17 protein-coding genes are annotated in these 20,120 nt (G+C 57.0%); 3 read left to right on the forward strand and 14 right to left on the reverse strand.

From position 1 onward, the window contains the following. Positions 1–83: 83 nt before the first annotated feature. Positions 84–2,384: a type VI secretion system Vgr family protein gene (locus tag ACR0IV_RS14280; RefSeq protein ID WP_480659463.1), complete on the forward strand. Its 2,301-nt coding sequence runs from the start codon at positions 84–86 to the stop codon at positions 2,382–2,384. 17 nt (positions 2,385–2,401) lie between these two features. On the opposite strand, the gene tagF is transcribed toward ACR0IV_RS14280, so the two are convergent. The 13 genes from tagF to ACR0IV_RS14345 are packed head-to-tail and all read right to left on the reverse strand — an operon-like array spanning position 2,402 to position 18,222. Continuing rightward, positions 2,402–2,875, reverse strand: coding sequence for a type VI secretion system-associated protein TagF (tagF, locus tag ACR0IV_RS14285; RefSeq protein WP_480659464.1), 474 nt, complete (start codon positions 2,873–2,875; stop codon positions 2,402–2,404). A 3-nt stretch (positions 2,876–2,878) separates the two neighbouring features. Then, entirely contained in the window at positions 2,879–6,409 is a 3,531-nt protein-coding gene (gene tssM / locus ACR0IV_RS14290) for a type VI secretion system membrane subunit TssM (protein WP_480659465.1), read from the reverse strand. Between the two features lie 2 nt (positions 6,410–6,411). After that, a complete protein-coding gene (gene icmH / locus ACR0IV_RS14295) occupies positions 6,412–7,767 on the reverse strand; it encodes a type IVB secretion system protein IcmH/DotU (RefSeq protein WP_480659466.1) in 1,356 nt (451 codons plus the stop codon). After that, positions 7,764–9,104, reverse strand: coding sequence for a type VI secretion system baseplate subunit TssK (gene tssK, locus ACR0IV_RS14300; protein ID WP_480659467.1), 1,341 nt, complete (start codon positions 9,102–9,104; stop codon positions 7,764–7,766). Before tssK ends, icmH begins: the two co-directional genes overlap by 4 nt. 23 nt (positions 9,105–9,127) lie before the next feature. Next, complete coding sequence (gene tssJ, locus ACR0IV_RS14305; protein ID WP_480472152.1) at positions 9,128–9,574, reverse strand: type VI secretion system lipoprotein TssJ; 447 nt, start codon at positions 9,572–9,574, stop codon at positions 9,128–9,130. A 5-nt stretch (positions 9,575–9,579) separates the two neighbouring features. After that, a complete protein-coding gene (gene tagH / locus ACR0IV_RS14310; protein WP_480659468.1) occupies positions 9,580–10,893 on the reverse strand; it encodes a type VI secretion system-associated FHA domain protein TagH in 1,314 nt (437 codons plus the stop codon). After that, the gene (gene tssG, locus ACR0IV_RS14315; protein WP_480659469.1) at positions 10,890–11,942 is read right to left on the reverse strand and encodes a type VI secretion system baseplate subunit TssG; all 1,053 of its coding nucleotides are present in this window, start codon (positions 11,940–11,942) and stop codon (positions 10,890–10,892) included. Before tssG ends, tagH begins: the two co-directional genes overlap by 4 nt. After that, on the reverse strand, positions 11,906–13,783 hold the full coding sequence (tssF, locus tag ACR0IV_RS14320; RefSeq protein WP_480659470.1) for a type VI secretion system baseplate subunit TssF: 1,878 nt from the start codon (positions 13,781–13,783) through the stop codon (positions 11,906–11,908). The genes tssG and tssF overlap by 37 nt, the downstream gene beginning before the upstream one ends. Further along, a complete protein-coding gene (gene tssE, locus ACR0IV_RS14325; RefSeq protein WP_480472148.1) occupies positions 13,783–14,502 on the reverse strand; it encodes a type VI secretion system baseplate subunit TssE in 720 nt (239 codons plus the stop codon). The genes tssF and tssE overlap by 1 nt, the downstream gene beginning before the upstream one ends. 23 nt (positions 14,503–14,525) lie before the next feature. Further along, positions 14,526–15,005 carry an Hcp family type VI secretion system effector gene (locus ACR0IV_RS14330; RefSeq protein WP_480472147.1) on the reverse strand — a complete coding sequence of 160 codons (480 nt, stop codon included), beginning with the start codon at positions 15,003–15,005 and terminating at the stop codon, positions 14,526–14,528. Between the two features lie 25 nt (positions 15,006–15,030). Continuing rightward, positions 15,031–16,539 (reverse strand): type VI secretion system contractile sheath large subunit, encoded by a 1,509-nt coding sequence (gene tssC, locus ACR0IV_RS14335; RefSeq protein ID WP_480472146.1) that lies wholly within the window; start codon positions 16,537–16,539, stop codon positions 15,031–15,033. A 2-nt stretch (positions 16,540–16,541) separates the two neighbouring features. After that, the gene (gene tssB, locus ACR0IV_RS14340) at positions 16,542–17,078 is read right to left on the reverse strand and encodes a type VI secretion system contractile sheath small subunit (RefSeq protein ID WP_480472145.1); all 537 of its coding nucleotides are present in this window, start codon (positions 17,076–17,078) and stop codon (positions 16,542–16,544) included. Positions 17,079–17,097: 19 nt separating this feature from the next. Beyond that, the gene (locus tag ACR0IV_RS14345; protein WP_480659471.1) at positions 17,098–18,222 is read right to left on the reverse strand and encodes a type VI secretion system protein TssA; all 1,125 of its coding nucleotides are present in this window, start codon (positions 18,220–18,222) and stop codon (positions 17,098–17,100) included. Between the two features lie 228 nt (positions 18,223–18,450). Here ACR0IV_RS14345 and ACR0IV_RS14350 point away from each other — a divergent pair, with 228 nt between their 5' ends. Both ACR0IV_RS14350 and ACR0IV_RS14355 read left to right on the forward strand, forming a co-directional pair. Beyond that, entirely contained in the window at positions 18,451–18,864 is a 414-nt protein-coding gene (locus ACR0IV_RS14350) for a DUF6484 domain-containing protein (RefSeq protein ID WP_480659472.1), read from the forward strand. A gap of 38 nt (positions 18,865–18,902) precedes the next feature. Then, positions 18,903–19,217 carry a hypothetical protein gene (locus ACR0IV_RS14355; protein ID WP_480472142.1) on the forward strand — a complete coding sequence of 105 codons (315 nt, stop codon included), beginning with the start codon at positions 18,903–18,905 and terminating at the stop codon, positions 19,215–19,217. Here the strand turns inward: ACR0IV_RS14355 and ACR0IV_RS14360 are convergent. Beyond that, on the reverse strand, positions 19,214–20,119 hold the full coding sequence (locus tag ACR0IV_RS14360; protein WP_480659473.1) for a beta propeller repeat protein: 906 nt from the start codon (positions 20,117–20,119) through the stop codon (positions 19,214–19,216). The two genes, ACR0IV_RS14355 and ACR0IV_RS14360, sit on opposite strands and share 4 nt — an antisense overlap. Between the last annotated feature and the right edge of the window lies 1 nt (position 20,120).

The raw sequence follows: 20,120 nt of genomic DNA on the forward strand, positions 1-20,120 counted from the left end.
CGCGCCGGGACTCTGCGGCGCGCCATGCCTGTGCTACATTAGCACGCAGATTTGAAAGAGATTTTCAGGAAGCGAGTGCAGTGATGTTTGACGAGCGGCATTTCCAAGCCAAGACCGAGCCAGTCGATACCCCCGACGACCCGGATGGGTTGCGCTTTGCCCGGATGACCGGCTTCGATGCCATCAGCACGTGTTTCAAATTCGAACTCACACTGCAGTCATCCGATTTCAACGTTAGTTCGGACAAGTTGCTGGGAACTCCCGTTACGGTCCGGGCCGGGTTTGAAGAACACGAGCGCTATTTTCACGGCTTGGTTGATCGGTTTCGCTTTGCCGGTCTCAAAGAAGGGTGGGGTTTTTATGAGCTCACGCTCAGGCCTGCCTTGTGGTTTCTATCGAAGACCACAGATAATCGCATTTTTCAGGCCAAAAGCGTTGTCGAGATCATCGAAGAAATTCTGGGTGAGCAGGACAATCTGCTGTTCGAACTGCGTCTGAACGAAAGTTATGAGCCGCGCGACTATTGCGTTCAATATGGTGAAAGCGATCTGGATTTTATCCAGCGGCTGATGGAGCATGAAGGCATTTATTATTTTCATGAATTTGACGATGGGGAACACAAGCTGGTTCTGGTCGATGACATTGCCACCTTGATTGCCACCGATGGGATGTCCGAGATCGAATTTGAAGGCGACAAGATTGATTTTGCGCAGGACCCGCAAGTCATCACGGATTGGGACAGAACTGATGCTGTCGTGCCGGGTGCCTATGTGCATACCGACTATGATTTCATCAAACCGTCCGCCGATCTGATGGCGCTGGACGAGCTGCCGGTCGGACATGAACAGGACGACAAGGAACGTTACAGCTATCCCGGTACCTATAAGGACCATGGACGCGGCAAAGATCTGGCCACTGTCAGACTGCAAGAGGGCCTGTCCCCGGCACAAAGGATCACTGCTGTATCCACCGCACGAATGCCGTGGTCCGGTGCGCGCTTCAAGTTGGCGCTGTATCCGCGTGATGCCGAGAACGCGGAATACTGTATCCTGCGGGTCGATTATGACATGCAGGGCAAGGCCTATTCGTCGCTTCTGGGCGACAACGAACACCCCGGCTTCGAGGCCAGATATCTTCTGATGCCCGGTGATATCCAATACCGGCCACCCCAAGTAACTCCAAAATCCGTTATGCGTGGCCCGCAGACAGCTGTGGTTGTGGGCCCATCCGGAGAAGAGATTCACACAGATGAATACTCGCGCGTCAAAGTGCAGTTCCATTGGGACCGCGAGGGGGCGAATGACGAAAATTCCTCGTGCTGGGTGCGGGTGTCGTCCGTCTGGGCTGGGGCGGGTTGGGGCTTTATCCAGATACCGCGCATCGGGCAGGAGGTCATCGTTGATTTTCTGGAAGGTGATCCGGATCAGCCGATTATCACAGGCCGCGTCTATAACGCAGAACAGATGCCGCCTTACGGGTTACCTGACAATGCGACGCAATCGGGTTGGAAGTCTAACTCGTCATTGGGCGGGGGCGGCTGGAATGAATTGCGTTTCGAAGACAAAAAGGGCTCGGAAGAGGTATATTTCCAGGCCGAAAAGGACCACAATGAGCTGGTCAAGAATAATGAGACCCGCACCATTGGCAACGATTGGGTCGAGGATGTGGGCCATGACGGCACCCAATCCATCGGCAATGACCGCACCGAAAGTGTCGGCAACAACAAGTCTACATCGGTGGGTGTAAACCGCGATGTGACCATCGGCAGCCATGACACTGAAACAGTCGGCGCAACGCGTACGCTTACTGTCGGGGATACGGAATCGATCACCATCGGCTCCAGTTCCACTGAAACCATCGGTTTGAACCACACCCAGACCGTAGCGGCGCTGCAGACCGTATCAGTTGGTGCGGCGCGTACCGATACGGTAGGCGCTGCAGAAACCCGATCTGTCGGGGCGGTACAGACGAATACAATCGGTGCGAGCCGTTCAATGACCGTGGGGGCGCAACAGGATCACGAGATCGGTGCTGATGACAGTTGGAAAATCGGCGGTAACCAAAAGGTCGAAATCGCAGCAACGCAAGATGTCGAGATTGGTGCCGACGGGGCCTATAAGATTGCTGGTTCAAGGTCTGTGAATGTCTCTAAAGACTCGAAACACGTAATTGCTGAGATGATGGAGGTCGAGGTTGGCAAAGATCTGTCGATCAAGGCCGTCGACAGCATCACTTTGGTTTGTGGAGATGCCAAGCTGCAGATGAAAAAGGACGGAACGATTGTGCTGGATGGCAAAGATCTGTCGTTGAAGGCCAGCGGTAAGATCGTAGCCAAGGCCAGTGGCAACATGACATTGAAAGCCAGCAAGATCAGCCAGAACTGAGTTCGCCTATTGGGGGGTCACCCAAAAAGATTGCCAAAGCAGTCTTCTGGTTTGACCGGCGGGTCCGAGGCCCAGGCCAGCGGCGGTGTCAGCGAAGAAGCCACGGCTGGAGGATCGGAAACGGGCTGCAGGGCTGCGTACAACGCATCCGGGTTAAATGCTGGGCTTTGTGACATGCAAAGCGCTGGGAAAACAGCGGCGGCCCAGTTTTCAACCCCTGCCTGATCGGCAGACTCCACAGGACAACACGCCGCCAGAGGAAAGTGCCGCCCGACGGCATCTTGGCTGGGCAATATCGCCAGAGCCAGCATATGCTCCGGCCCCTGTATCAAAGCGTGCAGGGCCGTCTCAGGCCAGATTTCGGGCCGACGGGCCGGTTCGGCCAGATGCAGGGTCAGCCATCTATCCAGCAAAGGCCGGATATGTGGTCTCAACCCGCGTGCGATGAAATCGCCGGATGCTGGCATTTTGCCAAAGAAGCCAGTACCCATCGATCAGAACCCGCTGGGGCAATCAAAGCCGGAAAACATTTCCAGATTAAAGGGGTTGTCCACGGAATTGGCGCGGAGATCGAAATCGGCTTTGTAATTGGCCGCCGAAAGGCTAAGGCGGAACACTTCGGGCAGTGTTGTGGGCGAAAGGCGCCCGGCCCGGATCAGTCGCAAAAACGCCCAGGACCCGGTCTGCGAGGTGATGACCTCGGTCGAGCCATCCACAGGCGCGAAGCTCATCGTGATCATATTTGTCCCATCCGGTCCCGGCCATGTCATCGGCACTGGCCGCGCGGCTGCGTTGAAGTAGCTGAGCGTTTGACCATCCAGATTCAACGTGATCCTGCTTGCGTTGGCTGAAAGGTCCCTGGGCTCCAGCGCAAAGGACATCACCGGACCCGCGCCACCGGGAAACAGGGCCTGACGCATGGCGCGCGCGTTCTGGAAAGGGGACAGCGACGCCGGGTCCAGCCCCAGATCATTGCGCCAGCTCCAGGGCCGGGTGGTGGTATCGATATAAGGGGCAAGGTGGTTTTCGGTGAAACTGTCGACCAAGCCACCAGGCCCGAATAGTCGCGCGAAATCGGCCGTATTCACATCAATCGAACTGGATGGATCAAACGGGTATCGCCCCCGCGTTGCCGAAACACAGAACGGCATCACATCCGCCCGCCATTGTGCGTTGAGGCCAGCGACGATTGCGTCGCGCGTGAATTCGATGGTGTCGCCCGCAATTCCGCGTACCCAGTCATTGATCGGCGGGGGCAAGAACTGCGCCTCGTCGGCAATCGCACCGGTCAGCACCGGCAATCCGCCGCGCGCCAGCAACTCCGCCTGGGGGTTCGCCCCGGCAGATACTGTCTGAAGCTCATTATACAGCGCGGTCAGTGCTACGGTTGTGTCACCGATAAGCGGTGGTTGTCCTTCGACCTCTTCCACGACGCTGCGAACCGGTTTGAAGTGATCGGCGACCGGTGCACCGGGGAGGGTCGCTGTCGCACCCCCGCCGGACCCGACGATTTGAGAACCCTTTTTCGCAAGCTTTCCGACTTTACCGAGTTTTTTGCTGGCGGCCTTGAGCAACCCTTTGGGTGGTCCGCCGCTATCGGTATTTTCAACGCGTGTGAGATGGGTTTGGGCCACCACTTCCAGCAGCAGCCGCTTGAGCGCGCTGTCATCCGACGACAGATCCTTCAGATTGACCCGTGCCGTGTTCAGATCGGTGATCGGGGCCAGCCGGATGTCGCGCAGGAAGCTGTCCCACTGGGCCACGTAGTCATCGTAATATAGCTTGAGAATATCCGTCTCGAGCAATGTCGTTGTGGTATCCGAGCTTTCGGCGCACCCCCCTTCGAACACGGCGCGATCCAGAATGGCCTGCGCAGCCACTTCGGGCACGGCGGGCAGCACCGTCTTGTGGAACCCCTCATAGGTAAAGGCACCGGGGAGGCCCACCCGCAGAGTTTTCTCGGACAGCCGTGTCAAAACACGTGTCCCGTTGGGTCCGGTATGTTCAGCGGGTATCCAGTCCTCGAGCCCCGAAACCTGCGGCTGCCGCATCAAGGACCGATAGGCACGGATCGCAAGCGGTATGGTGCAGATGCTTTCCAGGGCGGTATTCACCAGGGCCGGATCGGGCGCGATACGGTCCTCCTCATTGGCCATCCGGGCAATGGCAGCCAATTGGTGATCAACGGCATCTTGCGTCGGAAATACATCAATCGGGGCGTATTCGGGCAGATCAATCTGCCACCATTCCGCGATGAAATCGGCGTCATAGGCCGCCAATCCGGTCATCATCTGGTAGGTTTTCAAGGCGCTAAGCAGGAAGTCCGGATCACGTGAATGGCGCCACATGGTGGCCTCAAGTGTTGCAACCATGCGTGGTTCGAGAATATTGCGCAGCGTGTGATCGTAGGCCAGGGTTTGCGCCTGATCCAGCTCAGCTTTGGCGGTGGGGCCGAATATGGTCATTAAACCAGCTTGCACAGCGCTGTCGGAATTGATGGTTTCGGTGGCCGCATCCAGCGCCAGATCGAGATCCAGCGGATCGGTCGGAGCTTGGCGGGCAGCAACATTGGCCAGCCGCGCATTCAGCTTAGACAATTGCCGCTCCTGATCCGTCAATCCACCGGAGTAACGGAGATACGAGAATGTAAACATCAGCACGGCCACCACCGTGGCAAGTGTTGCCGCAGCCAATGTCCCGCGGAATATCCAACGCCGGCGATCTTCGGAACGTGGATCAAAGGTGCCCAGCCCGGCCTCCTTGAACACAACCTCGGTTAACAGATTGCGCAGGAAGAACGATCGTTTTTCCCCCATCGCCCGAGGTTTGGGCGGTGCAACCGGCAAGCCCAAAGACTGGCTCATACCAGAGATCATCTGATCTATGGGCGAACCTTCCTGAGTGGCTGAAGTTAGATAGAATCCCCGCAGCCAGGGGCTGTCTTCATAGCGGCTTTCCCCGAAGACGGCATCGATCAGTTGCTTGATCGGACCGCTCAACTGGTCCAGTTGACTGGGAAAGCGGAAGGCTGCGCCACGCTGGTCCAGCGGTAAATCCGATGCCATGCGCCCGACTAGGCGGTGTTCGAGTTCGGATTGCAGGGCACGGGTTTCGCGATCTATCGTAACCCCATCTACCCGGACATCTGTGGGTAGGGTAGCACCCCAAACCTGCTCGCGCTCACGGGTCGACAGATCGGCAAAGAAGGGCTCGAACCCAGGGATCAGATCCGCTTTGGTGATCATCAGATAAACAGGAAGTTGCAGACTCAGCTCATCCTGCAGTTCGATCAGACGCTTGCGCAGCTCTCGCCCGTGTTCACGGATCGAGGCGTCGGACCCGGCAAGTTCCTGAACCGACAAGGTCAGGATCACACCGTTCAGCGCGCGCCGACCGCGGTGTTTGCTCAGCAGTTTGAGAAAACCTTTCCATTCGGCGGCATCGACCTCGGCGTCGCTTTGCTGTTGTACATAGCGGCCTGCAGTGTCGACCAGCACGGCCTCTTCGGTGAAAAACCAATCGCAGTTTCGAGTGCCACCAACGCCTTTGAGGTCGTCTGACAGGTCAATTGGGAAATGCAGACCGGAATTACGCAGGGCTGCGGTTTTGCCAGTGCCGGGCGGGCCGATGAACAGATACCAGGGCATGTCGCGCAGGAATTTACGCCCCCCCAGTTTCGATCGTTTCATCTGATCCATGATTTCGGCGAATTTGGCGTTGACCTCAGCAACATTTTCCTCGCCGGGCGCGCTGGGCTCTTCGGGCGGGGCGGCGGCCAGTTCGGCGACAAACATGCGATTGGCACGCGCTGCCCTGATCTGCTTGTAAAGCAACCGCAGCAGCCACAGAATCCAGATCACGCCAATGGTAATTGTGCGTGACAGATCACTTTCCAGAGGCGCTGTTTCGCCGAATTTCAGCAATCCTCCAAACAGCCAGATCAGTACCGATAACAGGCTGAGACCGATGATAGTCCACAAAAGGCGGGAGAAGAGAAAGCCGAAGATTGCTTTGACAACACCCATCCCTAAACCCTCTTTTGAACGATGATTTCGACCCGGCGATTACGGGCACGGCCTTCTTTGGTACCGTTGTCAGCAATCGGTTCCGCCGCAGCGCGCCCCTCGACCGAGATCAGATCGGTCGGAACGCCTGCTGCGATCAGGAGTTCTGCGATTCTTTTGGCACGAGCTTCGGACAGGCCTTGATTGGATTGGAATGGGTTGGTGCGTTGCACCGGAATGCTGTCCGTGTGGCCGACGATACGCAGTTTGCCAATGATGTCCTGATTATCCACGATTACGCTGGCGATCGATTGAACCAAAGTCGTGTATTGCGGGTTCAGATCTGCCTTGGCAGAGCGGAAGACTTCGGGGTTGGTTGCCTGTAGGACCACAATCGCCAGCGAGACGTCCTCGCGCCCGGACAGGGCGGATACGGTGTCAGGTGGGGCGGCCTGCGCAAACAATGGCAACAATTCAATGATCAGCGGCTCGGGTATCGGGCTGGGTTCCTTGACGGTTTCAATGATGGGTCGGAAAATGGCGGCCCGTTCAGGCGGGGGGAGCACTTCGGCCAGCGCATAGAGCTGTTCGCCCTTGTTTGACAGACGAACGCCAAGTCCCACATAGACCAGTGCCATGAACGCGATGGCGATCAGGCCAATCGCCCAGAGCGGCACGATGAATCCCGGATTATCATGTTCGGCGACAACCCCTTGCCAATGGGGTGAAATGGCTTTGTCTTCGGCGTCACGGTCCGTCAGTGCGCGCGCCAGCTGAGCCCGCAGTTGTGTCAGCGTGGCTTCGCCGCTTGAACCCGTCAGCCGGTGTTTGCCACGAAACCCAAGGGACAGGCACAAGAACGCCAGCTCGGCCAAATGCGGATCACGCTCGGGGAACCGCAGCAAGTCGTCGGTCAAGTCAAAGAACCGCTCCCCTGCATCGACATTGCCATAGAGTTCAGCCACCAACGGCATCCTTGGCCAACCAGACCCACCGCCCCATGGCGTGTTGAGCGCAATGTCATCCAGCAGGGCGGCGACAAACCAGGCGCCCTTGTCGGCTTGCCCCAATGTCAGCCCCGAAGAGACAGCGCTGTCGCGGGCATATGTCAGATTGTCCAGTAAACGGGCGCGCAGAACCTCGGGGTTTTCAGGGGCCGAGGCGGTTTCAAGCTCTGGCGCGAGCCCAAGCAGCGGCGAAAACGCATTGACTAGTGGATTGTCCGAAGCTCTGGCGTCCCGCAATCGCGCATCGGAAACTGGAACCGTCGAATGTGAGTGACCATGTTGTGACGCCGTTGCTTCGCGCTTTTTCGACACAGGTCGAATGCGCGTGCGGCCAGCATCTTGGCCCAGTCCGAATGGATCATCTTTCGTCATGGTTTGCGGCTCACGGCGTAGCAGTCAATGTCAGGGTCGCGGTCCAGCTTTCCCGCCACCCCAAGAACAAAACCCGGCGCGTCCGCGAGGGCCGCCCAATGTTCCGAGTTGCGATCAAGTTCCAGACACAGCCTGTCTCCGTCATAGGGGATTTCACGAGGCTGCGAATGAAGAGGTTTTAGCGGAATACCCGGCAGTTTCGATTTCCACAGATCGTCGAAATCATCTGCGGCACCGACAGTGGCCTGATTGATAAAGATCTTACGCATCATCTCTTCGGACATCTCGCTGCCGACCCGGATTACGATACGGTTGCTTTCGATGATACCGGGATTGTCGATGCGCACGGTCCAGATGTTGTCTGCATGCCGTTTGACGGCCAATGCACGGGATTTCGGCTCGACATGCTGAAGCGAGAGTACCAGTGAACGTAGCGTGTCGGTCAGTGCATCGAAGGCGGGTTGCGGATCCGTGTGATCATACAACGGGAACTCGGCCAGCCTGCGTGAAGATGAGCCGAAAGTTGCCATCTGTCCTGCCAGCCCGGAAAGCTCCATGAACAGATCCGAGGGGTGTAGATTGTTCTGCGCCAGAATGTGTGCCATCCGCGGTCGTGCTGCATTGGCCAATTGCAGTATCAGCAGGTTTTCCATTGATGCGCCCGTGCCACCCAGAACCATTTTGCCATGGGCATCTGCAATCCGATCAAGACCGGTGACCAGTTCTTTCAGAAAACTGGCATATCCGGATTGCGCTCCGAGTGTGAGAGCAGGCGCAAGAAATCCAGAAGCCAGAGTCACTGCACCGTTGGAATCCAACCCGTTGATGCGCGCGATTGGCAAGGTGGTGTAGCCTGCGGTGTCATCACCGGGCAACAATAGCCGCGGTGCAAGACGTGCCACTTCTATTTCGGTGGGATCGGCCCCGCCGCGTATGGCGTCGCGCACGGTTATGATCTCACCGCGATAGCGGGTGCCAGATGGGTCCGCATGGCTGGGGTCAATCTGTGCGGCGTCGGCCCGTTCCAGGGGCACCGCCAATTGCACCAACCCGGCTTCGGTGTCCGCGTTTACCTGAGCTGGCGGCACCGCCGCTGTGCTGCCGGGCACTGAAAATATCGTACCATCAGGCAGGATACCATCTGCCGTTTCGATACCGATAAGCCCTGCCTCAAGCGCGTTGCGGTCCAGCGTCAGACTTCCGAAGCCCCAGTTTTGCAAAGGCACGGCACGGATTGCGCGCCGGGTCAGCCATTCATTATGGCGATCCTGCTGTTGCAAATGTTGTGTACGCAGGAACAGCCCTTCGGACCAGACCACCTTGTTGCTATCGGTCATGCGCAGTCGGCTCCTTTTACGGTTCAGGCGTCTTGAAGTTGCAGACCCGAGGGTCCGGCAGACAGGATCACACCGGCATTCTTGCCGGGTGCGGGCGTTTTGGCGCGGAATTGCTTGCCCGTCGGGTCGCGGAAGGCAGCTACGAACCCAACGACGGTTGTTTCCGGCTGCATGGTCAGGGTTTTGGTTGCCACATTGCCCGGGGTCAGCACGATCTGTTCGGCCTTGAGCAGCTCACTGCCCAGGGCCGCGGACGGGTCCTGAAGGGCGAAGAAATCCGCGCTGTCAAAAGCACCGCTGCCAGACATCTGAAGCAGGAAGATGGTCAAGGGTCGGTCCTGCCCGTCCACACCGGGGTTCGCACCGGGTTGCCCCTGTGCCGACACTGTCAGAGTACCTGGCTTCTTACAGGCGGAAATGGTCAGGGTGGCGGCGATGCCGCCGATGAATAAACGTCGGTTCAGGCTCATCTCTGCTAACTCCCTTTTGTTTCGTATGCATCGCGAAAATCCGCGCCGACCTCGCCAAGAAAGCGCTCTTCTGCAGATTTGGCGATGTCTCGGTATCGTTCCTGATAAAGCTGCCACATCTTGGCGGAACGCCCGCCTGCCACGATCTGTTCCAGAAAACCGGTATCCTCCAGTTCCCTCTCAACCTCCTCCGGGTCGAACCGGTCGATCATCCGGCGCAGCGCTGCCTGCAGGGCTTTCCAAGTGCGGATCTGGTGATCGGCAAGGTCACGATAGGCATCAGTTACAGCCCGATCGCCGGGCAGGTAGGTGGCGTCTCGATTGCGTATGATAGAAAGCAGCGCTTCGTCCGTGCTGGCCAGAAACTTCAGCGGATTAACGTCTGAATTCGCAATGATGGTCTGGGCTACGCGGATCTTCTGCTTTTCCTGTGCCCGGGTGCGCAGCAAGAACATCAACCCTTCAACGCTTTCGCGCAGGCGCGCGCCGATCGCCTCAATCTCTTCTGCTGTGGCGTGTTTAGCTTCTTCTTCCGAAAGCCCCAAACCCCGAAACAGAGCTGTGCGCAGATCGGCGTCTTCGGTTGCCAAAGGCGTCTGGGGCCGAACCGGCTCTGTCGGTTTATATGCAGGTTCGGGGGCAATCCTTACGGATGGCGCAGGATCTGTCGCATCTGCTGCCTGACCCGGCAGAGGATCTTCGTGTGTCTCGGTGGGCGTGTCTTCGAAATATCGGCTCGCCGAAAACGAAGTCTCCTGCGGGGTGGCAGATTGCCTGCTGAGGTCAAGCTCAAACGGATCGCGCTGATCCAGCGGGCGGGGCGGAGGGGCCGGTTCATTCGGCTCGGTCCATTTGTCCCACTCGTCGGATGTGCTTCTGGTACCAAATGGGTCGGGCAACTCCTTGGGTCTTTCCTTTGGTGCAGCATCCGGCATCTCAGATGTGCCGAAATCGAAAAAGCTGTCGCCGTCTGGTTGTGGCGAAGTGGCTTCGTCCGTCTTAGCGTCGTGCAGATCGACGCGAATGACAAAATCGCCAAGACGCAGGCGCATCTGATGTTCCAGTCGGAGGCTGTTGCCCGTGCCCAATGGTTCCGATGATCCGTCAATGAACAGCCCGCCCGAGCTGGCATCCAGAACCGCAAGCTCACCGCTCTCGTCGGTCAGTATGAGGTGTTTGCGCGAAATGAACATATCCGGGTCATCCAGCCGCCAGTCGCAATCCTCACCTCTCCCGATCAACATTTGGCCACCCAGGTAGGTTTTCTGCGTTTCGCTTTGCGCATGTGGGGCGCTTTCGAGGGTCAGGGTTACACTCATGCGGCCACCTTGTTGTCAGGGGTGGCACTCCAGTTTTTTGTGATACTGGGCACGCAAAGGTCGTCAGCATCCTGATCCGGCAGCGGGTTGAGCCAGATCGTACGCCCCAATTGGCATGCGCCCAGCCGGGCATCCGGTACTTCGTCGGCGCGCAGGACAAGGCGCAGGTTGAATTCGATCTCGCGCCCGGCCGCAAACACCACGGCATGGCACAGTCGCTCCCAAAGATCTGGGTTTTCCAGAAATGCAGCGAACTGGTCAAAGCTCAACGGGCCGACACGTAGCTCGGCTCGTGACAGGCGGTCAAAGCTGCGCGCACCCACGACCGCCTCAGTCCCCAGACCTGAATGAGCCTGGCCCAAGCGGGTTTGCAGCGCTTCGGGCAGATCGATCCAGACACCGACAAATTCTTCAAGCGCAACCGGCGCATCCACGACAGACTCGATAAAGGCGGTCAAACGTTCGGGACTGTGACGATCCTGAACCAGCGATGTTGCGTGCCGCAACTTGGCATCGTTCAGTTTTCTGTCGTCGGATAGGGTGCCGGGCAGGCCAAGCCCCGCTAGGGCTCGCAGCATGGCAGTTACCCGCCCGCCATCGTCATGGACCATGTGAATTTCCGGACGGGCGTCGGCCCAGGCGCGCCAGTAGAACGCCAGCATCCGGTGCTGAAGCATGTTGACGAGGTCCAGAAAGGACGTGTCCGCCAGTGCGCCGGCGTTGTCGCCAGCGAACCAGCGGTTCGACAAGCGCTCGCGTACCCAGCGGGTCAGGTGTAGCGGCATCGGACCTTCAGGACCCAACAGGCCCAGGACATTGACGGAAACCTGTGGAACGCCGCCTTCGCGAAGGGTCAGGCTGGCGACATCTTGTGTGGCAAATCCTTGCCTTGGTGATTGACCCAGTCGGGCAGGTTCGTTCATCGGCCCGCCAGAGCGGCCAAACCTTTGCCCATCAGTTTCCAGCAGTGCCAGCATCTGGAAGAAATCCATCTCGGTGATGCTTTGTTCTGCTAGATCGGGCTGCGCGCGCCGGGCGTCATCGGCCATGCTACCTCCTGTTGTTGCTGCGTCAGATGCGTGCGGGTCCGGATGAATGAGTTTATGCCGACATGGCGGGCGAACAGGTGCGACAGCAAAGCTGACAGAAGCAGCGAACTGTGACCCGACAGAACGGTCTCGTCTATTTCCAGCGTGATCTCGACTCCGTGGCCAAAGCAGATAGGTCCAGGGCGCTGGATCCGCTCAATCACGGGCCAGGATTGTACGCGCGTCAGCGAGCGGCCGTGGCGTTCCAGCGTTGGATCGCCCCGATCGGCATATAGCATCAGCAATGCGCGCAAAGGTTCACTGTCGCGCCCTTCGGCTGCCAACGAGATGTGGTTCAGGCTGAGTTGTGCGATCCAGCGCCAGGTCAGATCGTCCATCTTGCGCTCAGACCCGGACCCCGATGGGAGGGCCGAGCGCAGCGATGGGCGCGGCCGTTTGAAGGCGCTTAGCAGATCGACCTTGCCCACCGGATCACCGGTTTCCAATGTCAGCACCGGGGTGTCATCAAGGATCGGCAGATCGCGGTTTGTGCAGAGGGCCCGGATATCCAGCCGTTTGAGGGCCCCACTGCTGTTCATGCCAGCGGGGTGGGTCACCGAGATGAACAGATCGTCACCGGTATAGCTGGTCCGGGTTTGCCCACGTCTGATTTCATCTTCGCCCGGTCGGCGCGGTCGGCGTTCGACCGAGTAGACATAGCCGGAATCCGAGCGCTGTTCGACGGAAAATATCGGGGTAACTCGCGCCTGCGGCCCGTTGGTTTCGGCATCTTCAACACGAAGCAGGCGATAGACCTCGTAATCCCGGGGGCGCGTGCGGTCAGCATGAATGATGTGTGCCGATTTCTGCGGATCTAGCTGAACCAGATTGCATTCCCGTTCGAACAGATTGACCAGCGGAGTGGCAAAAAGTTGAAAATCCTTCAACTTCACATCGTTGAGCGCGGGTTGTTCCTTGTCCAGCAAGATCACCAATTCGATGCTGGTGCCTGTGCAAGTTTCTACTGCGCTAAACAGGCCCGACAGTCGTGCATAATGGAACCGCTCCGGCATCAGGAAGTATTCCCGCAGCAATCGATAGCCTTCGAAGGCGTGGCGAACTTTGGGGGTCAGTGCCTCATCGTCCGAGATACCGACCATGGTCGGTGCCGCCGCGGGCTGAAATCGTGCGTTGCGTTCGGCTGGGCGTACCACCATACGATGCCCGAATCCAAACACCGCATCAAAAATTGCACCTGCTCTACTGCTGGTTCCGAAGTAGATATCCAGACTGTCCAAGCTCAGATCGGACATTAGCCCTGGGCCGGTGCGTGTCAGTTCGATCCGCAAGCCCGCCTGGGGCTGCGATCCGGCCTGATCCCCGATCCCTGCCTCTCGCAGGGAGCCCGGGTCCTGCAGGTATTCCACCTTGGAGATTTTGACGGGCCACAGGTGCACCGCTTGTGCGGTTGTGAATGTTGAACGTGTGGTCAGCCCGTCGCGTAAGCCAGATACCAATCTTGTGCCCCGGACAACCTCGTGCCCGCCCACCATGCTGTCGATCTGCGGGCCGGGGGCCAGACGCGCCATGGACATGGCCGGACTGGGGCCGGCCAGATCGGGATACAGAGTGTCCAGCAGGTTGCGTACATAGCGGCTGGCCTCACCATCTACCTTTAATCGGGTACGAGCGCCCAGAAATGCGACGCCTTCGAGCAGGCGTTCAACATAGGGATCGGGGCAAGGTGTGCTTTCAATCGAAAGGTTGCGTGCCACATTCGGATGAATTGCAGCAAACTCTCCGGCCAATTCGCGGATATGGGTCAGTTCCTCTTCGTAATATGCCAGGAACGCGCGATCCATCAGAGCTCTACCAACGTTGTTGCGGCTTCTCCGTTGTCGAGGTCGATCGCTGTGGACAAGCGCAGCCGTTCTGGCACCGGAGACAGCAAAAGAACGCCGTCGATGGTGATCCGCATACCAGTCTTGTCATTGAAATCGACCTTTACTCGAACGGTGTTTTTCTTCAGCCGTGGCTCATAGATGTGCAGGACCTGCCTGATCTCACGCTCTAAAGCGTCTTTGTCAAAATCGGATCCGCGACGCCCCGAGAATGATGGCACACCATAGTTCAGCACCGAGCTTCGGACCTGCGGAAAATCCGTCAGTTCTTCGGCGGTGGTCTGTGTGGTCATCTGTTCCAGTTCGGTCAGCAGAAAATCGGCCTCCATCCGTTCGATGTTGAACAGCATCTCGATATCACGACGCACCGCTTCGCGCAGAGTGTCGGCATCAACCACAATGCCGCTGTCTTCCAACCTTTGACGCTGGTGCATCTTGGCAACGTAGACGTGCAGTTTCTGTCGCTGTTCGTCGCCAAGGTCTACTAGCTGCTCAACCGCGCGCGCACCGCCCAAAACGACCTGCTCCAAGTCGACATTGCGTCCCAGCTCTTTGCTAAGTTCCAGGCGCATACTGTCGGTTTCAGCCAGAACACCCGGCAATTCATCGACCAGCCGGTCCCACAGGGACGGCTGGACGCGTTCTTGACGGGCAGACAGCCCAGACCTTTGGTTTGACATAAGTTCAGTCGGCCCTTTTTGGGTCACGCACCGGCTGAGATATCGTATTCAATCTCGTGCTCATCTCCGGCGCTGTGGTCGTCGGCCTGAACGGTGTAGAGGATCGAGATCTTCTCACATGTCAGGCTCACATGTTCTTCAATCACCAGACTGTCCTGAGGTGTTGGAAGAATTTCATAACCTGAAACTACGACATTCTCCATTTTGATCACCAGATAATCCAGATGCGCTTCGCCGGAATCCTTGCGAACCGCGATTGTCACCTCTGGGAAGTCCTTGCCCTGCATGCAGGCTAGCGCAAGATAGGGTGAGGAGGCGTCATAGAACTTGTTGACTTTGACGGCCCCAACCTGGGCACGGGCAAGCGACCGACCACTGCCGACCTGTGCAGTTGCGCCCTGCTGGATGATCCAGTCGATGGAGTGGACATCGATCTCGTCTTCGTGATCAGCGCGCACGCTTTCGCCAGGGACGTCGTCGATCAGCATATATCCGGTTAACATGGAATTACTCCTTTAACTTAATGAACTACGATTTGACGGAGGGCAGCTCGGATACGAGCCTCAAGCTCGCGTTGATGCCTTCCAGTTGGTAATGAGGTCTGAGGAAAAACCGCGCATTGTAGTAGCCAGGGCGTCCTTCGACACTGTCCACCTCAACCTCTGCCGCAGCAAGTGGACGTTTGGCCTTGGCTTTGTCATCAGCCATGGACGGATTGGCCAACACATAGCGGTTGATCCATTCGCTTAGCCAAACCTGCATATCGGACCGCTCTTTGAACGTGCCCACCTTGTCGCGTGCAATGGCCTTGAGGTAATGCGCGAACCGACTGACCGGGAACAGATAGGGCAGGTTGGCAGACAGCCGTTCATTGGCCTGCGCATCCGGATCGACCAAACGTCCGGCCCGGGTTTCGTCATCCTGCAGCGAATGAGCCCCAATAAAGGCAGCCAGATCGGTGTTCTTGCGATGCAGTACCGGCATCATGCCCAGCTTGGCCAGTTCAGCCTCGCGCCGGTCATCGATGGCGATCTCGGTCGGGCATTTCATTGCAATCGAGCCATCGTCGGTCGGGAAGCTGTGAACCGGCAGATTGGTCACGGTTCCACCGGATTCCACGCCCCGGATCTGGGTTCCCCACCCATACAGCTTGTGGCTGCGGTTGATATTCACGCCCATCGCAAAGGCGGCATTCATCCAGACATAGTGATCATGTTTGCCGTCAATGGCTTCTTCGAAATCGAAACCCTTGACCGGAATGGTGTCCGCGCCATAGGGCAGGCGGCCCAGCACGCGTGGCATGGTCAACCCGATGTATCGTGCATCCTCGCTTTCGCGCAGCGATTGCCAGCTGGCATAATCCGGAGACGACACGATGCCTTCCAGATCCTGCGGGTTGGGCAATTCCTGCCAGCTTTCCATCTTGAACAGCTGCGGTGCAGCGGCGGCAATGAACGGTGCGTGGGCTGAGGCGCATATCCCCGACATCTCGCGCAACAGACTGACGTCCTGCGGATTGTGTGAGAACTCATAAGCGCCGATGATCGCCCCGAATGGCTCGCCGCCGAATTGCGAATACTCGGCCTGATAGATGCTTTTGTAGATCGGGGACTGGTCCCACATCTGGCCTTCGAAGTCCTGTAGCGTTTCGCCCAGATCCTCTTTCTTGATGTTCATCACCCGGATCTTGAGCTTCTGATCCGTCTCGGTGTTGTTCACCAGATAGTGCAGACCACGCCAGGTGCCTTCCATCTGACGCACTTCGTCATTGTGCAGGATTTCATTCATCTGCGTGGTCAGAAGACCATCGATACCGGCAATCAGTGACTTGATGGATTTGATCGCATTGCCCGAGATTGTTGCCGAGCCTGAACGATCCTTGGCTGCTATTGCAAGATTGGCAACCAGCCCCTTGAGCTTGTCACTTTCGCTGTCTTTTATGCGGAAATCTTTTTCCAGCAGGTCGGAAAATTCACCCAGATCCAGTTCTTCGGCCTCGGCGGCGCCTCCGGCGGCCTGTGCTTCTTTCTCAGCCATGCTTAACCCTCCTCGCTTTCAGCGTTTTTCAGGGCTTCTTCGGCGGCCTGCGCCAGAAGCGGTTCGTTGTTCAGAAGTTGGGCGATGCGCTTTTCTGCATCGACCTTGCCGTCCATGTATCCCAGCAATTCCTCAAGCTGGTTGCGCATTTTCAGCAACTCGTTCAGCGCCGGAACCTGCGCCGCCATCTTGTCTGGGGCAAAGTCACCCATGCTGGAAAAGGTCAGATCCACGAAAAGTTCTTCGTCGGCTTCCCCGCCATCTGCAGATGGCAATGTGTTTGGAACACGGGTCTTCACACGCGGACCAAGGGCTTCCATGAATTTGTTGAAACGACCCGCATCGGTTTCGACAAAGTTGCGCTCACCTACGGGTTTTTTGGCTTCAGGTGTCTCGGATTTCCCCGCCAGATCGGCCATTACGCCCATCACAAATGGCAATTCAATCGTCGTGGGACTGCCATAATGTTCAACGTCATAAGCAATTTGCACCCTCGGGGCGCGATTACGCTCAATGACCTTCTGCTTACTTTCGGACATTTAAAACTCCTTCGAAATTTTAAGACTTTCTCCCCTTGGCGTCCTCCACGCCTGCAACGTTGCGAAACTCTTTCAGGCCGGATGGGGCGACTTCCTCCATCAAGTCCATGAAATCCATCGGGACCATCCGCCTTAGCCGACGGGCCAGATGAGGAATCGGGCTTGACGGTTCAGTGCGCTCGTAAAAGGCGATAATGCTGTCCAGGCACCGTTCGACATCCGCACGGGAATTCACGACGCCGGGTGTCGCAGAGCTGGCGGGCGTGGCGGTTGCCGGAGCAGCCCGCGGTTGCTCGGATACGATTTCCTGTTCGCCGTCAGACTGACGGATGTCTGACATTGCCACCTCCAGCGTGGTTCGTACCTGTCCCAGAAATTCCCCTAGTTCGTTCAGGTTCAGCCCCGGATCCTTTTCGTAACCGGCCTGAGTGTTGAAACGTACGCAAATGGAGCCAAGTGCCTCCTGTGCCTGATTCAAGGCTGCAACCAGTGCTTCGGCGCGATCCGGTTCTTCTGCCGCCAGCGCACGTGTTCCCGCCTTGACGCGCCCGACGCGGGCTTCGTGCTTGGCCGCGATCCCTGCCAGTTCTTCTTCGGTAGCACCGGCATATTTGGCTTGCGCGTCAAACGCGCTCAACGTGGCGGCCGCCAAATCCTCTCCGGTCAGGGGGCCGATGCCACGGGGGCTGAGTGCGACTGAAAACTTCAGGTCACCAAGAAGTCCGTTGTCATCATTCTCCAACTGTTTGATCGCATTCTGCCTGGGCTGAACGCAGGCTTGCGGCGTATCGCGGTCCCGCAGTGCCGGGTTCAGAGTGTCCCAATAGGTTTCCAGCGTTGCGTCCAGCATCTTAAGGCCAGCTGCCAGCCCCTCGAAACTGTCAGTGGCGACACCGGCACGGATGAGAATATTCAACATCCGCAGATCGCGACCCGTCTGGGCCAGGTCTAATCCGTCGCGTTCAATAGATGACCAGTCGATCGGTGCAGCAGAGGGGTTGAGTGTCCCGTCGGGCAGCACACGATTAGTCTTCGTCGCTGTTTCAAGCAAACGTTCTATCGCGTGGAAACGCGGTTCGTTCCTCAGTTCCACCCCGGAAGGGTTGTCACCTTCCAACGGCTCAAGAAGGATCCCAAAATCCATACAGCAGCCTAAAATTTGCGTTCAACAATGTTCAAAGTCTCGCAAAACAATCTGATTCTTGCAATAAAATCACTATATCTCGATATTTGGCATTATTTGTGTGAACTAGATACCAGAAGATGTCTGCAGCCTTGGCCATCGTGGATGACGGGTCATGAAATCGAATTTGCTTTTGGTGAAGGGTGCAGCTTCATGTGATACTGAACAGCAACTACGCCGGAGGGTTGCATGCGTGTTACAGAACGGATCGATGGAATTATGATCGGTGTCCTTCAGGGGTTCGAGGACGGCGTGCCTTTGGTCGCATATCCGGCCAATCCGCTGGATCACCCGGTCGCTGCGCGCAGTCTGGTGATGTTGGACGACAATCACACCGGATGCGAGGTGGCGCTCCAATTCGAACAAGGGCAGGTTGATTGCCCGTTGATCCTTGGACGGATTATTGCGCCGGGCGATGGTGCCGAGATTGTCCGGGATGGAGACCGCGTGTGCGTCACCGGTCAGGAGCGGATTGAACTGCGCTGCGGCAAGGCATCAATCATCATGGAAGCGGATGGTCATATCACCATAAGGGGCAGCTATCTGGTCAACCATGCAACGGCGTCCAACCGTATCCGCGGCGGTTCGGTCAACATCAACTGAACAGGTGACTGGTGACAAGCCTGATCCTTGAAAACATAGTGCGACAACACGCAGAAGAGGCGGCGCATCTGTGGAATATCTACGACTACGCGTTGCTCAATCCCGATGAAAACCCTGATATGGATGAAGAGCGCATCGACCGGGTCGTGGAACGTCTGAACGCTCATATCGACGGGCTCCGCGTTGCAGGTGAGGAAGGGTTACGCGTGGCGCAGGAACGGTTCGATGAATATCCTGAACCAGGTGAGCTGTTCGTTTTGAGGATGCTGCAACCCAACGCCGCCGATGTCTGGATCGCCGATTTGGATCTGGATGGGGTGCGGGCGTATTTGGCAGAGAAGTTAGCGGGTTAGGCCATAGTCACCTGATCAAATTTTAACCAATATTCCTCGTCGAATATCAGAACGTCTTTCATACCTAGCGACCACAATGTGTCTCCGCCAACAACAAGCTCTGAAAAACTGTTAGCAATTTTGAGGGGTTCCGGAATAAGCGTGAGTTCATCTTCAACATCGAGAATGAACAACGCAGTGAACCCGGCCAAATAAATGTCTCCGTGATACTCCGCTACGCTCCATATATCGATTATCCCGGGTTCGCTGCAAAGAAGTTCGAAGTCATCCTGTCTACCACGCAATACAGTCCCGTACTGACCGGCCGTATAAACCTGCCCACCCTTCGTACATAAGACAGCGTAGAAACAAGCGTTTGTCTGACTTTGAACCGGATGCCAATCTGTTCCGTCAAAACGCCAGACCACACCAAATTCCCCCGCTGCGTAGAGCTCGTGAGCACCAAAACCATCAATGGATTCGAAGTTCTGCTGATCAAATTCTTTGCGTAGTGTTTCGGATGGGCTGATATCGGTCCATTTGTTGGCGCCGTCGCGCCGGAAAACTTGCATAGATGTTCCAGCGGCATAAAACCTGCCATCGATCCAGGCAAGTTTACGCAACGGCCCACGTTTGACAGCGATGTCTTCTTCGATTGTTTCACCATTAACAAAATGAATGAACTTACCCCAGTCTCCTAAAAAGGCTGGGCCTGATTGGTGACCTTCACTGTAACAAGCAGAAACAATGCTGTGATCGCGATTTCCGATGGGTTTGACCGTACCGTTATGCATTTCCAGCAAGGCTGCGTGCGGTTCGTTCTTATCGCCAGCCAATTCGTCAATGACGCATGAAAAAGCCAGCGTGATATCATCCTTGGCAGCTCCACAAGTCAGTGAGAAATCGTTAAGAATAGGTTGCATA

It is taken from the genome of Ruegeria sp. C2, assembly GCF_056537765.1.

Coding starts and splice junctions, on each gene's coding strand:
- ACR0IV_RS14280 (WP_480659463.1), top strand. CDS start 84: ATGTTTGACGAGCGGCATTTCCAAGCCAAGACCGAGCCAGTCGATACC.
- tagF (WP_480659464.1), bottom strand. CDS start 2,875: ATGGGTACTGGCTTCTTTGGCAAAATGCCAGCATCCGGCGATTTCATC.
- tssM (WP_480659465.1), bottom strand. CDS start 6,409: ATGGGTGTTGTCAAAGCAATCTTCGGCTTTCTCTTCTCCCGCCTTTTG.
- icmH (WP_480659466.1), bottom strand. CDS start 7,767: ATGACGAAAGATGATCCATTCGGACTGGGCCAAGATGCTGGCCGCACG.
- tssK (WP_480659467.1), bottom strand. CDS start 9,104: ATGACCGATAGCAACAAGGTGGTCTGGTCCGAAGGGCTGTTCCTGCGT.
- tssJ (WP_480472152.1), bottom strand. CDS start 9,574: ATGAGCCTGAACCGACGTTTATTCATCGGCGGCATCGCCGCCACCCTG.
- tagH (WP_480659468.1), bottom strand. CDS start 10,893: ATGAGTGTAACCCTGACCCTCGAAAGCGCCCCACATGCGCAAAGCGAA.
- tssG (WP_480659469.1), bottom strand. CDS start 11,942: ATGGCCGATGACGCCCGGCGCGCGCAGCCCGATCTAGCAGAACAAAGC.
- tssF (WP_480659470.1), bottom strand. CDS start 13,783: ATGGATCGCGCGTTCCTGGCATATTACGAAGAGGAACTGACCCATATC.
- tssE (WP_480472148.1), bottom strand. CDS start 14,502: ATGTCAAACCAAAGGTCTGGGCTGTCTGCCCGTCAAGAACGCGTCCAG.
- ACR0IV_RS14330 (WP_480472147.1), bottom strand. CDS start 15,005: ATGTTAACCGGATATATGCTGATCGACGACGTCCCTGGCGAAAGCGTG.
- tssC (WP_480472146.1), bottom strand. CDS start 16,539: ATGGCTGAGAAAGAAGCACAGGCCGCCGGAGGCGCCGCCGAGGCCGAA.
- tssB (WP_480472145.1), bottom strand. CDS start 17,078: ATGTCCGAAAGTAAGCAGAAGGTCATTGAGCGTAATCGCGCCCCGAGG.
- ACR0IV_RS14345 (WP_480659471.1), bottom strand. CDS start 18,222: ATGGATTTTGGGATCCTTCTTGAGCCGTTGGAAGGTGACAACCCTTCC.
- ACR0IV_RS14350 (WP_480659472.1), top strand. CDS start 18,451: ATGCGTGTTACAGAACGGATCGATGGAATTATGATCGGTGTCCTTCAG.
- ACR0IV_RS14360 (WP_480659473.1), bottom strand. CDS start 20,119: ATGCAACCTATTCTTAACGATTTCTCACTGACTTGTGGAGCTGCCAAG.